At 69.4% G+C, this 14,550-nt stretch carries 15 protein-coding genes; 6 read left to right on the forward strand and 9 right to left on the reverse strand.

Going from position 1 to position 14,550, the window contains the following annotated elements; translation table 11 throughout:
* From AB0H43_RS20465 to AB0H43_RS20480, 4 genes are all read right to left on the reverse strand, one after another.
* Nucleotides 1-327: hypothetical protein (locus tag AB0H43_RS20465; protein WP_360001188.1), on the reverse strand; the 327-nt coding region annotated here is incomplete at its 3' end.
* A gap of 217 nt (nucleotides 328-544) precedes the next feature.
* Nucleotides 545-1,495 carry an AfsR/SARP family transcriptional regulator gene (locus AB0H43_RS20470; protein ID WP_360001190.1) on the reverse strand — a complete coding sequence of 317 codons (951 nt, stop codon included), beginning with the start codon at nucleotides 1,493-1,495 and terminating at the stop codon, nucleotides 545-547.
* Between the two features lie 74 nt (nucleotides 1,496-1,569).
* Nucleotides 1,570-2,088, reverse strand: coding sequence for a pyridoxamine 5'-phosphate oxidase family protein (locus AB0H43_RS20475; protein ID WP_360001192.1), 519 nt, complete (start codon nucleotides 2,086-2,088; stop codon nucleotides 1,570-1,572).
* Between the two features lie 115 nt (nucleotides 2,089-2,203).
* Nucleotides 2,204-2,638, reverse strand: a complete 435-nt coding sequence (locus AB0H43_RS20480) for a protein-tyrosine phosphatase family protein (RefSeq protein WP_360001193.1) — start codon at nucleotides 2,636-2,638, stop codon at nucleotides 2,204-2,206.
* A 77-nt stretch (nucleotides 2,639-2,715) separates the two neighbouring features.
* Between AB0H43_RS20480 and AB0H43_RS20485 the strand changes: the two genes are divergently transcribed.
* The 3 genes from AB0H43_RS20485 to AB0H43_RS20495 all read left to right on the forward strand — a co-directional run bounded on the left by AB0H43_RS20485 (nucleotide 2,716) and on the right by AB0H43_RS20495 (nucleotide 5,950).
* The gene (locus AB0H43_RS20485) at nucleotides 2,716-3,330 is read left to right on the forward strand and encodes a TetR family transcriptional regulator (RefSeq protein ID WP_360001195.1); all 615 of its coding nucleotides are present in this window, start codon (nucleotides 2,716-2,718) and stop codon (nucleotides 3,328-3,330) included.
* 74 nt (nucleotides 3,331-3,404) lie between these two features.
* Nucleotides 3,405-4,892, forward strand: coding sequence for an FAD-dependent monooxygenase (locus AB0H43_RS20490; RefSeq protein ID WP_360001197.1), 1,488 nt, complete (start codon nucleotides 3,405-3,407; stop codon nucleotides 4,890-4,892).
* Nucleotides 4,893-4,969: 77 nt separating this feature from the next.
* Nucleotides 4,970-5,950 (forward strand): GNAT family N-acetyltransferase, encoded by a 981-nt coding sequence (locus AB0H43_RS20495; protein WP_360001199.1) that lies wholly within the window; start codon nucleotides 4,970-4,972, stop codon nucleotides 5,948-5,950.
* 19 nt (nucleotides 5,951-5,969) lie between these two features.
* On the opposite strand, the gene AB0H43_RS20500 is transcribed toward AB0H43_RS20495, so the two are convergent.
* The gene (locus tag AB0H43_RS20500; protein WP_360001201.1) at nucleotides 5,970-6,662 is read right to left on the reverse strand and encodes a hypothetical protein; all 693 of its coding nucleotides are present in this window, start codon (nucleotides 6,660-6,662) and stop codon (nucleotides 5,970-5,972) included.
* A 119-nt stretch (nucleotides 6,663-6,781) separates the two neighbouring features.
* Between AB0H43_RS20500 and AB0H43_RS20505 the strand changes: the two genes are divergently transcribed.
* Nucleotides 6,782-7,438, forward strand: coding sequence for a DNA alkylation repair protein (locus AB0H43_RS20505; protein ID WP_360001678.1), 657 nt, complete (start codon nucleotides 6,782-6,784; stop codon nucleotides 7,436-7,438).
* Between the two features lie 65 nt (nucleotides 7,439-7,503).
* Here the strand turns inward: AB0H43_RS20505 and AB0H43_RS20510 are convergent, their stop codons facing one another.
* The gene (locus AB0H43_RS20510; RefSeq protein WP_360001203.1) at nucleotides 7,504-8,253 is read right to left on the reverse strand and encodes an ABC transporter permease; all 750 of its coding nucleotides are present in this window, start codon (nucleotides 8,251-8,253) and stop codon (nucleotides 7,504-7,506) included.
* Nucleotides 8,250-9,188 (reverse strand): ATP-binding cassette domain-containing protein, encoded by a 939-nt coding sequence (locus AB0H43_RS20515; protein ID WP_360001206.1) that lies wholly within the window; start codon nucleotides 9,186-9,188, stop codon nucleotides 8,250-8,252. The genes AB0H43_RS20510 and AB0H43_RS20515 overlap by 4 nt, the downstream gene beginning before the upstream one ends.
* Before the next feature lie 222 nt (nucleotides 9,189-9,410).
* On the opposite strand from AB0H43_RS20515, the gene AB0H43_RS20520 reads away from it, so the two are divergent.
* Nucleotides 9,411-12,983, forward strand: a complete 3,573-nt coding sequence (locus AB0H43_RS20520; protein ID WP_360001208.1) for a choice-of-anchor D domain-containing protein — start codon at nucleotides 9,411-9,413, stop codon at nucleotides 12,981-12,983.
* Between the two features lie 87 nt (nucleotides 12,984-13,070).
* Here AB0H43_RS20520 and AB0H43_RS20525 read toward each other — a convergent pair whose 3' ends face one another.
* On the reverse strand, nucleotides 13,071-13,754 hold the full coding sequence (locus AB0H43_RS20525; protein ID WP_360001210.1) for an NAD(P)-binding domain-containing protein: 684 nt from the start codon (nucleotides 13,752-13,754) through the stop codon (nucleotides 13,071-13,073).
* Here AB0H43_RS20525 and AB0H43_RS20530 point away from each other — a divergent pair.
* Nucleotides 13,753-14,103 (forward strand): helix-turn-helix domain-containing protein, encoded by a 351-nt coding sequence (locus AB0H43_RS20530; RefSeq protein WP_360001212.1) that lies wholly within the window; start codon nucleotides 13,753-13,755, stop codon nucleotides 14,101-14,103. The genes AB0H43_RS20525 and AB0H43_RS20530 overlap by 2 nt on opposite strands.
* On the opposite strand, the gene AB0H43_RS20535 is transcribed toward AB0H43_RS20530, so the two are convergent.
* The gene (locus AB0H43_RS20535) at nucleotides 14,100-14,540 is read right to left on the reverse strand and encodes a VOC family protein (RefSeq protein WP_360001213.1); all 441 of its coding nucleotides are present in this window, start codon (nucleotides 14,538-14,540) and stop codon (nucleotides 14,100-14,102) included. The two genes, AB0H43_RS20530 and AB0H43_RS20535, sit on opposite strands and share 4 nt — an antisense overlap.
* Between the last annotated feature and the right edge of the window lie 10 nt (nucleotides 14,541-14,550).

A 14,550-nucleotide genomic window follows, 5' to 3' on the forward strand; every position in this document is an offset into this window, starting at 1 on the left:
TGGGCCGCTGGTGCGCAGGAGTTCGGTCAGGCCGAACAGTTGGCCCGCGGTCTGTGACTTGAACTTGGCGTAGTCGCCGGCGAGACCGATGAACGTGGCTCGCTGCGCGGCGAAGCCGGCCAAGGCTGACTTGGGGGCGAACAGTTGGTAGGTGTCGATCGCCTTGGCAAACTGGCCAGCGAAGTGCTGCTTGAGCTGAGGGCTGCTCGCGATATATGCATCAGCCAGCGTCGTGTGCCCCGACTCGGGGCCAGCCGGGTCGCCCTGAACTGGCTCAAGCGGTTCGACGTCAGGACCGCTGGCTGATGTTGGAGCCTCGTCATCCATTAGGGGTTTCGTCAGATGCGATCCGGGCTCTGGCACCCGTCCACAATAGCGACCACGAGCGACAACTTGACGACGCTCATCGGGGAGGTCCAGACGGCTGACTCGATCGCCGATCGATTTCCTCGCCTTGATGAATCACCATCGACAGTGTGGCGCCGCACCGACCTAATGATGTGGCCCGCCAACAGGACGATCGATCCATGGGAACCGATGTGTGCTAGAATCCGGCTGTTGGCTTGCCGACGCCGGCGGTGCCGCCGATCACGGCGATCCTCATCGCCTGCTCCGGTGCGCCCGTCTCCGGGGTCAGGAACGTGTCGAGTCTGTCCAGTTCGGCGGCTCGCCCGGTGAATCCGGCGACGTCCGCCGGAAGCTGTGCCGGCACGACCGTCGAGGTGACCGAAGTGCGTTCGCGCGGCGTCTCCGGTTCTCCGGGAACCAGGTGCGGATCCTGCCGGAGGATGCGGTGATGGAGCTCCCGAAGGGCGGGTCCCGGTTCGTTGCCGATCTCGTCGACCAGCCGTCGGCGCAGCGTCCGGTAGTGGGCCAGGGCGTCGGCCTGGCGGCCGGCCGCGTACAGGGCGAGGAGGTATTGCCCGGCGACGCGTTCGTCGAGGGGATGATCGTCCGACGCCAGGGTGAGCTCAGGGAGGATCGCGGTGTGCTCGCCGGTGCGGAGCAGGACGTCGTTGCGGTCGAGGACGGCTGACCAGCGTTCACGTTCGAGCCCGGCGGCGACGGAGCGCAGCCAATCACTGTCGAGGTCCTCGAACGGCGTACCGCGCCAGAGCGTGAGCGCCTCGGGCCACAGCCGGGCCGCTTCGGTGTCGCCGGCAGCTCTCGCGGCGTCGGCGAACCGCCGGAACCGGTGCAGGTCGACGGCGTCGGGATCGGCGTCGATCAGGTAACCCCGGCCACTCCGCGCGGGCGTCGGGCCGCCGGCCGCTTCCAGCGTCGTACGCAGGCGGGAGAGGTAGCTGTGCAGGGTTTCCCGGGCTCGTTGCGGCGGCCGCTCGCCCCAGACCCGGTCGATCAGTTGCTCCGGCGTGACCGCCGTCCCGGATTCCACCAGCAGGATCGCCAGCACCGTTCGTTGCCGAGTCGGTCCCAACTCGACAGCGCCGTCGAGTCCAGACGCCGTGACCGGCCCCAAGACGCCGAACCGCAAGACGTCTCCTTCCCGCCCGGGACTGCGGGCGTTCGCGCTCACACCCTAGGCGACGGCCGCCAGGGTGGAGTTCGCTACGCCGGGAGCAGCTTGGCGACGTCGGGGGCGTACACGGTCATCCAATGCGGATGGAGGCGGTAGTAGACGACCTCCTCGTCCCAGTCGAAGGCGTCCGCACCGTAGAGGTCCTGGAAGTAGGCCAGCAGCTCCGGCCAGTCGGCGGCAGGTTCGTCGCCGGCCGGGTTGAGGATCTCGACCGTGCCATGGGTGAATACACCAAGGTCCTCGCCGCGTATGTGTGCCACGCTGGCCGCCGGGCGGGCGCCGAGGTGGTGGGCCTTGGCGGCCGTGCGCGCGGTGCCGAAGTGCCACTTGCCATGCAGGAAATGCCCGTCGGCGCCGCTGATCCGGGGTTCACCCCTCGCGGTGACGGTGGCCAGCGCGAGCGTGCACATGCCGGTCAGGACCTGGGTCAGCTGCGGTGCGGTGATCGTGCGGTCCACGACAATCGATCGCAGGTGTGCGGTGGATCCGGCGAGGGACCGGTCCAGCAGGGCTTGCAGTTCGGCGAGTTCTCCAGCGGTTTCGCGCATCACGTCACTCTATCGGCGCCGCACTGTTGAGGATCTTGCTATGGGTGCTCGCCACCAGGGTCGCCAGCTTGAGGTTCGGGTGGTGGGCGAGGATGGGCTCAGTCCCCTCGCCGGCTCAGCCGGCCGGGAACCGCCGGACGAAGCGGCGCTGCCAGGGCGTCTCGACCGCTCGCGGCGAGTAGTGCGTACGGACGAACGCGACCGCGTGTTCGCCGGGTACGCCGTCGAGCACGGCGAGACAGGCCAACGCGGTGCCGGTGCGGCCGAAGCCGCCGCCGCAGGCGACCTCCACCCGCTCGGTCGCGCTCCGTGTCCAGGCTTCGCGCAACGCCTCGACGGCCGCGGCGGGATCGGATGGCAGCCAGAAGTCGGGCCAGCGAATCCAGCGGCGCTGCCACGACGTCGGCGGCGGTTCGTGGCCCAGCAGGTACAGCGCGAAGTCCGGTGACGGCCCGGGCGGAAGGGGTCGCCGCAGCCCGCGTCCGCGCACCAGTCGTCCCGAAGGAAGGCGCAGTACGCCGTCGGCAGCGGGCTCCCAGAGGACGGCCATCGGGCGAGCGTAGCCGTCGGCCAATTTTGCGGATCACGCATCTTTGCGGAGCGCGCAGTTTTGTGTACGCTGGACGCATGGGGCTCCGCGAACGCAAGAAGCAGGCGACCCGGGCTGCGCTCAGCTGGGCGGCGATCCAGCTCGTGGTCGAGCGGGGCTTCGACAACGTCCTGGTGGAAGACATCGCTAACGCCGCCGGGGTGTCTCCGCGTACTTTCAACAACTACTTCTCCAGCAAGGCCGAGGCGGTGGCCGCCCGGCACCTCGACCGGTCGGCGAAGATGGCCGAGGATCTGCGCGACCGGCCGGCTGATGAACCACTGTGGACAGCCATCCGGCATGCTCTCTTGGCGCAGCTCGAACCCGGCCCGGAAGTCGCCGATCATCCGGTCGGCAACCGTGAGCGCTGGGCCGCCGGCATCAGCGCGATGATGGCCGCGCCGTCGCTGCAGGCCGAGTTCCTGCGAGCGGGGGCGACCGCCGAGACCGAAGTCGCCGCGGCCGTCGCCGAACGCACCAAGACGGTCGTCGGCCGCAATCTCTATCCGAGCCTGGTCGCGGCGGCGGTCAACGCCGCGAACATGGTCTGCCAGCAGCAATACCTCCAGGGCGACGCCCAGGCGGACATGAAGTCCCTGCTGATCGAGGCGCTCGACCTGATCGAGGCGGGACTGCCCGACCCCAGCGCCTGATCGTCCGTTCCACCACCCGTCGTCCGCGTCGCGTCGACGGGCGATCCCTCCTACCCGTGAACGGGAGATTTGTCATGGAAGATGTCATTATCGTGGGCGCCGGCCCCAACGGGCTCATGCTGGCGTGCGAACTGGCTCTCGCCGGCGTACGCCCGGTCGTGGTGGAGAAGCTGACCGAGCCACGCACCGAACAACGGGCCAACGGCATGGTCGGGCAGATCGTGCGGATGATGGATCGCCGTGGCCTCTTCGAGCGCCTGACCGGCACGGCCGGCCCGCCTCAGCCGGCCCCGCACTTCATGTTCGCCGCGTACCCGATGCCGTTCGGGGAGTTGGCCGACAACCCGGTCTACGTCCAGCTCGTGCCACAGGCCAAGGTCGAGCAGGTGCTCGCCGGCCGGGCCGCCGAGCTCGGCGTTGAGATCCGTTACGGCTACGAGCTGGTGGGTCTGTCGCCGTCGGAGGAGTCGGTGACAGCACGGTTCGCCGGGCCGTCCGGGCCGGTGGAGATCGCCGGGCGCTATCTCGTTGGAGCCGACGGCGGGCACAGCGCCACTCGCAAACTGGCCGGCATCGGCTTTCCCGGGATCACCAACGATCGGACGGTCAGCCGGACCGCGAATGTCGGCGTACAAGCTGAATTCCGTGATTCGCGCGGCGGCCTCCTGGTGCCGGGTTATGGAGTGATCCCGCCGTTCCGGCACACGCGGACGGAGCACGGCATGGTCTCCTTCGCGGCCTTCCCGGACGGCCGGGTACTGCTGAGCGTCTCCGAGCAGGCCGATGTCGACGAGTCACAACCGATGGACTTCGCCGAGCTGACGGCGGCGTTCCGCCGGGTGGTGGGCGCGGAGGCGCCGGTCGAGGAGCTGCCGGCACCAGGCCTGATGCGCCGCGTCGTCGGAGGCAACACGCGGCTCGCCGAGCGGTATCGGGACGGGCGGGTCTTCCTCGTCGGCGACGCCGCGCACGTGCACTCGGCCATCGGCGGCAACGGCCTCAACCTCGGCCTCCAGGACTCCATCAACCTGGCCTGGAAACTGGGCGCCGAACTGCACGGCTGGGCGCCGGCCGGACTGCTCGACACGTACGAGTCGGAACGTCGGCCGGCCGCGGAGAAGGTGACCACGCAGACCACCGCGCAGGGCGTGCTCGTCGGACCGGGACCGGAGATCACCGCGCTGCGGTCGTTCTTCGGCGACCTGCTCAGCGAACCCGCTGTGCTGCGCCACATCGCCGACCTCATCTCCGGCGCAGACATCCGGTACGCCGACATGGGCGCCTGGGCGCCGGACCTCACCGTCGACGGCCGCCGCCTCGCCGAATTGACCCGCGACGCACGTCCGTTGCTGCTCGACCTGACGGCCGACGGCGGATTGGCCTCGGTCGCCGCACCCTGGCGGGACCGCGTCGAGGTCGTCACCGGGACGAGCACGGACACCAAGGCGACCGGGCTGCTGCTGCGGCCGGACTGCTACGTGGCCTGGGAGTCGCACGACGCCCAGCCCGACCCGCTGACGTTGCGGGGCACGTTGACCCGGTGGTTCGGCCCGGGCGTCTGAGCCGACTGTAATCAAGATCACGAATTGGCGGATCGGCTAGGGTGGCCGGACAGATCCACTGAAAACGGGAGTCACTCGTGCCCAACCACACCACCGTGTCCGTCCACTTCGTGCCTGGCGACGGCGAGGAACTGGACCGAACGTTGGCCCTCTCGTCGAGCGAGCCGGTATGGCGGCTGCCCGCCGACCGCTACCGGGCCGAGGCCGCCGAACGCCAATACCGTCCGGAGTGGACCTGGGTGGCCGAGGACGGCGACGGCGGACTGCTGGCGCGTGCGCTCTGGTGGGGGCAAAGCGACAGCGCCCATCCACTGGCGCTGGACTGCTTGTCGGTCGCCGACGAAGTCCCCGCCGCCGAGCGTGCGACCCTCGCGGCGGCGTTGCTCAGCGCCGGGCACCAGTCGTTCCGGGACGCCGGGGCAGCGGCCCCACCGTTGTACAACCTCCTGCAGCTGCCCGGCGGCTGGCATGCCGACGCCGCGTACGCGACCGCAGTCGCCTGGCGGCGGGAGGCAGCGCAGCGGGCAGGATTGACGGTCGAGGTGGAACGGCTGCAGTTCGAGTGGACGCCGGACGCGGGTCTGCCCGACGCGCCCGGACGGCTGGAGTTCCGGCCCGAGCCGGACGACGAGGTGTTCCTGGCCGCGATGCTGCGCGTGGCCGCGGGCACGCTCGACGCGCATACGCTGGAGAGCGAACAGTCTCAGGGCGCGGAATCCACCGCCCGGGAGTCGCTGGCCTTCTACCTCGATCGCCCGGGCCTGCGCGAATGGTGGCGGCTCGCGTACACCCCGGACGGTGCGCTGGCCGGGCTCGCCATCCCGTCGGCGACGCCTTACCACCGGAACGTCGGGTACCTGGGCGTCGTCCCTGAACTGCGGGGACGCGGCTACGTCACCGAGATTCTGGCGGCGATCACCAGGTTCCACGCCGCCGACGGGGCCGAGCGCATCACCGCGACGACTGATCTGGCCAACCGCCCGATGGCCGCCGCGTTCGAGCGGGCGGGGTATCGCAACACCGAGGTCCGCTTGATCTTCTCCGCCCCGATCGGCTGAGTCAGAGCCGCCGCATCGATCAGGAGTCCGCTCGGGCCGCCTCGGCCAGCTCGACCAGGCGCAAGGTCGCTGTGACGGCGGCGGACAGCTCCGGCTCGGTCGCCGAGACGGCCATGGCGTGCAATCGCCCGGCCGTCTGATCGAGCCGGAGTCCGGCGGTTTCGGGGATCTTCGCGGCCAGCTTGGCGGCGTCGGATCGGGCGAGGTACTTCGCGGCCACTGCCACCCGCAGGAGCACCGCCGCGCCGCCGGACGCACCGGGCGCAGTCGGGTCGCTGTGCTCGGTGATGAGCGGAACGAACGCCAGCGGGCTGGCCGGCAGCCCGAGGTCGTCGTAGATCGGCGTCGCGTCCGCGGGAACCGCCGCAGTCGCGACCGGCCAGTGATACCAGTCCAACCAGAGGACGCCGTCGGCGATCTCCAGGCACACGCCGCGGTAGGAGCCGCCGACGGGAGCCTCTCGCGGGGCGTCGACCGTCGCGAGGACCCGGTTGCCGAAGACGTCGGCGAGGTCGAACGACGGATCGGCGGCGTCGCCGACCGCGATGAGGTCCAAGTCGGACCAGGCGTCGCCGCCGCCCCGGCCGAGCGACCCGATCAGCAGTAGAGCGCCGAGGTTCGCTCGACGAGCGGCCGTCGTGATCGTGTCCAAGGCGGCCTGGCGGTTCATCGTCATCCGCCGGAGTCGGTCGGGCAGGGCGAGCGTCGGCATGGCCCCATCCTTCCCGGCCCGGATCGGAGGCGTCATCACCGGTCCTATGCTGCGGCTACGCTGATCGGCAGACGGCGACCGACGAGGAGGCTGACGTGGCGGGAAGAACTGCGGCCGAGATGACGGTGGCGGGGGTGATGGCCGAGCTGGCCAAGCTCGAAGACCCGAAGGCCCGGGCGGTGAACGAACGGCACGGCGACGACCACGGAGTCAACCTCAGCCGGCTGCGTACGCTCGCGAAGGAGCTGAAGACGCAGCACGATCTCGCCCGCGACCTCTGGGCGACCGGCGACACCGCCGCGCGGCTGCTCGCCCTGCTGATCTGCCGCCCGAAGGCGTACGACCGGGACGAACTGGACAGCATGCTGCGGGCGGCGCGTACGCCGAAAGTGCAGGACTGGCTCGTGAACTACGTCGTGAAGAAGAGCCCGTACGCCGAAGAGCTGCGCCAGACCTGGTTCGCCGACCCGGATCCAGTGGTGGCGAGCGCCGGGTGGGCGTTGACCACCGAACGAGTCGCGAAGAATCCGGTGGGCCTCGACCTGCCCGGGCTGCTCGACCTCATCGAGGCGGAGCTGAAGGACGCCCCGGATCGGCTGCAGTGGGCGATGAACCACTGCCTGGCCCAGATCGGGATCGACCATCCGGCGTACCGGGCGCGGGCCATCGACATCGGCGAGCGCCTGGAGGTGCTCAAGGACTATCCGACGCCGCCCAACTGCACCTCGCCGTACGCCCCGATCTGGATCACCGAGATGGTGCGCCGGAAGGGATAGCCGGCAGCCGCCCCGGCGACCGATGGTCGCCGAGGCGGCTGGGGAGGGGTGCCGGCTCGCCGCGGTCACGCGCGCTTCGTGAAGGTCGACCGCGCCCACAGGTAACCGATGAGGGCGATGGCGACGCACCAGGCGAGGGCCGGGATGACGTCACCGGCGGAAGGCGCCCCGTTGATCAGCCCGCGCAGGGTTTCGATGATCGGGGTGAACGGCTGGTACTCCGCGAACTGCCGCAGGCCGGGACCCATCTTCTCGGCCGGCACGATCGCGCTGCTGAAGAACGGCAGCATGACCAGCGGCACCGCCGCCATGCCGGCCGTCTCCGGAGACTTCGCCGACAACCCGAGGGCGACGGTGAACCATCCGGCGGCGAAGGCCAGCAGCACGACCACCCCGACGACGCCCAGCCACTGGACCAGGTTCGCCTTGGGGTCGAAGCCCAGCAGGAACGCCACCCCGACGAGGGCCGCGATGGCCACCAGGTTGGTCAGTACGCTCGCGACGACGTGCCCGGTCAGCACCGCGCCCCGGGAGACGTCCATCACCTTGAACCGGTTGATGACGCCCTTGGTCATGTCGGCGTTCACCGAGGTCGCGGTCGCGCCGAGGCCGTAGCAGACGGCCAGCAGCATGAGGCCGGGTGTCGCGTAGTCGATGTAGTCGACGCCGACGTCGAACGCATCGCCGAACATGTAGACGAACATCAACATGATGACGATCGGCATGAGGACGGCGTTGAACACCGAGGTCGGGTTCCGCGTGATGTGCTTGGTGTTGCGTCGCAGCATGACCAGCGAGTGGGACTTGGCGCTCATTTGGCGGCCTCCGTGGTGTGGCCCGTCAGGGCGAGGAAAACGTCGTCGAGGTCAGGGGTGTGCACCGAGCACTCCTCGGCGCTGAGGGAGTGCTCGTCGAGCCGGTCCAGCAGCGCGCGCAGCGACTTCGTGCCGCCGTCACCGGGTACGCGCAGCGCCAGCGCCTCCGGCTCACGCGTGGCGTCGGTGAAGATCCGGGCGGCGGCGTCGAGTTCGGCGGCGGAGCTGAAACGCAGCCGGATGTGCGTACCGGGGATCTGGCGCTTGAGTTCGTCCGGAGTGCCGTTGGCGACCAGACGGCCGCCGTCCAGCACCGCGACCCGGTCGGCCAGCTGGTCGGCTTCTTCGAGGTACTGGGTGGTGAGGAAGATCGTCACGCCGTCGGCCACGAGATCGCGGATGATCGCCCACATCGTGTGCCGGCTGCGGGGGTCCAGCCCGGTGGTCGGTTCGTCGAGGAAGATGATCCGCGGATTGCCGACGAGCGTCATGGCCAGATCGAGCTTGCGGCGCATGCCGCCGGAGTAGGTCGACGCCGGCTTGGCCGCCGACTCCGTCAGCTCGAACCGCTCCAGCAGCTCGGCGACGACGCGCTTGCCGTCCTGGGCGGGCACCCGGCTCAGGTCCACCATGAGCTGCAGGTTCTCCTGCCCGGTCAGCAGCTCGTCCACCGCCGCGAACTGGCCGGTGACACCGATCGCCGCGCGTACCGCCTTGGCCTCGGTCGCGATGTCGTGACCGGCGACGCGGACCGTCCCGCCGTCGGCCTTCATCAACGTCGTCAGCACGTTCACCGTGGTGGTCTTGCCCGCGCCGTTCGGACCGAGCAGGGAGAACACCGAGCCGGCGTGGACCTCGAAGTCGATGCCGTCGAGGACGATCTTGTCCTTGTACGCCTTCCGCAGCCCGGAGACTGTGATCGCTGAAGTTGTCATGCGGCCACTATCGGGACCGGGACTGTCACCCTCCTGTCACGGCGCTGACACCGCCGCTGACACCGCGAAGAGCGGCGGGCTGCGTTGCTCTTGCGGCGCACAATAGCAATTTGGCAAAGATTTATCGATATCTTGCGTTGATGTATCGACAAGGCTACGTTTCTCCCGACACGCCTGCCCGCGTCGCCGATCCCTTGGCCTCCCACCCAGAGGAGCCGCGAGATGTCCCTATCGTTTCGTACGCGCAACCGCAGAGCCGCGGTTCTCTCCGCAGGGGCGCTGGTCGCCGCCTGCCTGGTCGTCCTGCCCGCCCAACCGGCGGCCGCCGCCACCGGCGGGGTCGGCGCGACGGTGCCCTACGTCGAGGTCCAGGCGGAGAACGCCACCACCAACGGGAGCGTGATCGGGCCGAGCACGGTCTACGGCACGCTGCCCGCCGAGGCGTCCTATCGCAAAGCGGTGACCCTGCAGGGCACCGGCAAGTACGTCGAGTTCACCACGCCGGTCGCGACGAACTCGATCGTGTTCCGCTACAGCATCCCCGACACCGGGAACGGGTCGGTCTACTCCGCCCAGTTGTCGTTGTACGTCGACGGAACCAAGCAGCCGAACTTCACCCTGACCAACGCCTACAGCTGGTACTACGGCGGCTATCCGTTCACCAACACGCCGGGCGGCAACCCTCATCACTTCTACGACGAGGCGCACCGCCTGTTCACCACCACGTACGCCGCCGGAACGAAGTTCCGCCTGCAAGTGGACTCGGAGGACACCGCCGGGTCCTACACGATCGACTTCGCCGACTTCGAGAACGTCGCCGGGGCGCTCGCCCAGCCCGCCGGGTCGATCTCGGTGACCAGCCGGGGCGCCGATCCGACCGGGGTCAACGACTCGACCGCCGCGTTCGCCGCCGCGATCTCCGCCGCGGGTGCCGGCGGCACCGTGTGGATTCCGGAGGGGACCTTCCGGATCCCAGGCAGCACGCCCGGTTGTGGCATGTCGTGCAGCCACCTCGTGCTGAACAACGTCACCGTCAAGGGCGCCGGGATGTGGCGCTCGACGATCGTCGGCAACGCGCCCGGCTTCTACGGCGGGTGGGCGCCCAACGGGGGCAGCGGCGTCCACCTGGCGGACTTCGCGATCTTCGGCAACGTCCAGGAGCGCAACGACGGAGACCAGGTCAACGGCATCGGCGGCGCGCTGAGCAACTCCACCGTCGACCGGGTCTGGATCGAGCACATGAAGGTCGGCGCCTGGATGGACGGGCCGATGACCAACCTGGTCCTGTCCGGGATGCGCATCCGCAACGTGACCGCCGACGGCGTCAACTTCCACAACGGCGTCACGAGCTCCAAGGTCACCAACAGCGACCTGCGCAACCTCGGAGACGACGGCCTGGCCACGTGGTCGGACACGAACGCCGACGTCAACGACTCGTTCGACCACAACACGGTCCAGTATCCGATCCTGGCGAACGGAATCGCGATCTACGGCGGCCACGACAACTTCGTCACCGACAACCGGGTCGTCGACGCCGGGCTGGCTCAGGGCGGCGGCATCCACGTGGCGCAGCGGTTCGCCTCGACTCCGCTCGGCCGCACCGACGTGCTGCGTAACACGATCATCCGATCCGGCAGCCTCGACCCGAACTGGAACTTCGGCGTCGGCGCGTTGTGGTTCGACGCCCGCGACGCCGCCATGTCGGGTCTGACCAATGTCGACAACATCCTCATCCAGCAGAGCCCGTTCGAGGCGATCCAGTTCGTCTCCGGATCGAGCATCTCCAACGTCAAGATCAACAACGCGACGATCCAGAACACCGGCACCTGGGTGGTCCAGGAGCAGGTCGGCGGCTCGGCCACGATCACCAACAGCACCGCCACCGGCACGCAGGCGCCCGCGGCCGTCTACAACTGCGGAGTCGGGTTCACCCTGACCGACGGCGGCGGCAACTCCGGCATCTTCGGGTCGACCGCGTGCCAGAACATCACCACTCCGGCGTTCCCGCCGTACCTGCCGGACAACGGGTCGCAGATCTCCGTCAGCCCGACCGCGCTCGGCTACGGCTCGGTGGCGACCGGATCGTCCAGCGCTCCGCAGACCGTGACGGTCACCAACAGCGGCACCGCGGCCGCCCCGGTCGGCTCGATCACGACCTCCGGCGACTTCAGCCAGACCAACACCTGCGGCTCCTCGATCGCCGCCGGCTCCTCGTGCACCGTCAACGTCGTCTTCACCCCGACAGCATCTGGTACGCGTACCGGAACGCTCGCCCTGACGGCTTCCGGAATCACGAACACCGTGCCCTTGTCGGGAACGGGCGTCGCGCCCGGACCGGTCCTGAGCCTCAACCCGGCGTCGCTGACCTTCGGCGGAACCGTCGTCGGCAGCCCGGCCGCCACCCAGACGGTGACCGTCACGAACACGGGCACCACCACGGCGACCGTCTCCGGCGTCACGGCCTCCGGCGACTTCAGCCAGACCAACAACTGCTCGTCGTTGGCGGTGAACGCCTCCTGCACGGTGACTGTCGGCTTCACCCCGACCGCGGCCGGTACGCGTACCGGGACCGTGACGCTGACCAGCAACGCCACCAACAACCCGGCCACCGTGGCGTTGTCCGGCAGTGGCATCGGCACCACCACCAACCTCGCCCTGCAGAAGCCCGCCACCGCCAGCAGCCAGGCCAACGGGTCGCTGACCCCGGCGCTGGCCGTCGACGGGGACGCCAACAGCTACTGGGAGAGCGCCAACAACGCCTTCCCGCAGTGGCTGCAGGTCGACCTCGGCGGCACCTACTCCGTCGGCAAGGTCACGCTGAAGCTGCCGCCGTCCAGCGCCTGGGGCACGCGTACGCAGACCCTGTCCGTCCAGACCAGCACCAACGGATCCACCTTCACGACCGCCGTCGGGTCGGCGACCTACACCTTCACCTCACCGGCCAACGTAGTGAACGTCGCCGTCCCCGCCACCAACGCCCGCTACGTCCGGGTGACCTTCACCGCCAACAGTGGCTGGCCGGCCGGGCAGGCATCCGAACTGGAGGTCTACCCGAGCGGCGGCGGCAGCACCTCGCCGGTGCTGAGCGCCGCCCCGGGCTCGCTCACCTTCGCCAGCCAGGCGCTCAACACCACCAGCCCGGCCCAGGCGGTGACCGTGACCAACACCGGCAACGCCACGGCGACCGTGTCCGGCGTCACGACGACCGGCGACTACAGCCAGACCAACAACTGCACTTCGCTGGCGGCCGGCGCGTCCTGCACGGTCAACGTCAGCTTCCGGCCGACGGCGTCCGGTACGCGTACCGGCGCGCTCACGATCACCAGCAACGCCGCCAACAGCCCGGCGACGGTCTCGTTGACCGGCACCGGAACCGGGGGCAGCACCGAGCTGGCGACCGGCAAGCCGACCACCGAATCCAGCCACAACGACGTCTACCCGTCGTCGAACGTGACCGACGGCAACCAGAACACCTACTGGGAGAGCGCCAACAACGCCTTCCCGCAATGGGTTCAGGTCGACCTCGGCTCGGCCCAGAGCGCGAGCCGGATCGTCCTGCAACTGCCCGCCACCTGGGGTGCGCGTACGCAGACCCTGGCGGTCCTGGGCAGCACGGACGGCAGCACGTTCAGCACGGTGAAGGCGTCGGCGGCGTACGCCTTCGATCCGGCGAGCGGCAACACCGTGACGATCACGTTCACCGCCACCAGCCGGCGCTACTGGCGGCTGACCTTCACCGCGAACACGGGCTGGCCCGCGGGGCAGTGTTCCACCTTCCAGCTCTGGACCAGCTGAGCAGCACGAAAGTTCCTCTCCTGGCAAGCCAGTGGTACGCGGTCCCGCCGTCGTCCGGTGGGACCGCGTACGCCTCGACCGGACTCGTCAGCTGAAGCTCGGGACGGCGGTGCTCGGGTCCACCCCCTTGCCGTAGAGGCTCATCACGAAACCGGCGGCCTCCTCCAGTTGCCGGGCGCGGTCCAGCCCGCCGATCGCGACCGGCGTACCGCCGAGATCGGTGACCAGTCGCCCGGCGACGTCGAGCGCGGCCTCGTCGTCACCGCACATCGCCACCGCCCGAGGCTTGTCCTGGGCGGTCAGCCACATCTGGCCGGCGTACATGTGGAGTGCTTTGACGACGGCGGCTCCGGTGGCCTGAGCCGCGATCGTCTCCGCCGCGGAACCCTCGGCCAGCCGATGCGCACCGGTGGTGAAGTCGAGCGGGTTGGTGCAGTCGAGGACCGGTATGCCCCGCAGCGATCCGCCCGGACCGCCGGCCAGGTCCAGGATCTCCGATACGCCCTCCCACAGCACCGCCACGACGACGGCGTCCGCCCCGGCTGCGGCGTCAGCCGGCCGCGCGGCCACGGCGTTGACACGGTTCGCCAGCTCCGTCGTCTTGGCCTCGGAGCGTCCCGCGATCGTGACCGTGTGCCCGGCCGCGATCCAGGCCTGTGCCAACGTCGCCGCCATGTTCCCTGACCCCAGAATGGAAATCTTCATGCCGTCGACGCTAGGGAGGCGGTTCCTACCGATCGGTGGGAAACCGCCTGGCAAGATCGGAGGCATGGCGCACGACGACTGCTATGGCTTCGTCTCCGATTGCCGGATCCGGGCCGTCACGGAGCTGCTCTCCCACACGTGGGACCCGGTCGTGCTGATCGCGCTGCGCCCCGGCCCGCAACGCCGCAGCACATTGATCACGGCGATCGGTGACATCAGCGACAAGGCCCTGACCGAGTCGCTGCGGCGGCTGACCGACCGCGGACTGGTGACGCGAACCAGCGAGTCGACCGCCCGGAACGTCGAATACCGTCTCACCCCGGTGGGGGCGTCCCTGGTGCAGGGCCCGCTCGCCACGATCGGCCAGTGGGCGGTGGACCACGGCGACGAACTCCTGGAGCCCGCCGCCGCTTAGCGGAGCTGCTCCGCCAGGCCGACGATGACGCCCGACGGCCCGCGGAGATAACACAGCAGGAAGATGTCCTCGAAGCGGGAGATCTCGCCGACCAGCTCCCCGCCGTGCTTCCGTAACCGGGCGACGGTGTCCTCGATGTCGTCGACGGCGAACATCACGCGATGCAGACCGACGGTGTTCGCCGGCGAGATCCTCGGCTCAGGAGTGATCGACGCCGGTGCGTGATACCGCATCAGCTCTAGCTTGCCGTGACCGTCCGGCGTCACCATCATCGCGATCTCCGACCGCATCCCGTCGAGCCCCACGACCTTCGCCGCCCAGGCCCCCTCGATCTGCGAGCGGCCCTCCAGCTCCAGGCCCAGCTCCGTGAAGAACGCGACGGCGAGGTCGAGGTCGTCGACGACGATGCCGACGTTGTCCATCCGCTGAATCGCCATCACCGCAGCA

It is taken from the genome of Hamadaea sp. NPDC050747, assembly GCF_040654195.1.
Classification (GTDB): domain Bacteria; phylum Actinomycetota; class Actinomycetes; order Mycobacteriales; family Micromonosporaceae; genus Hamadaea.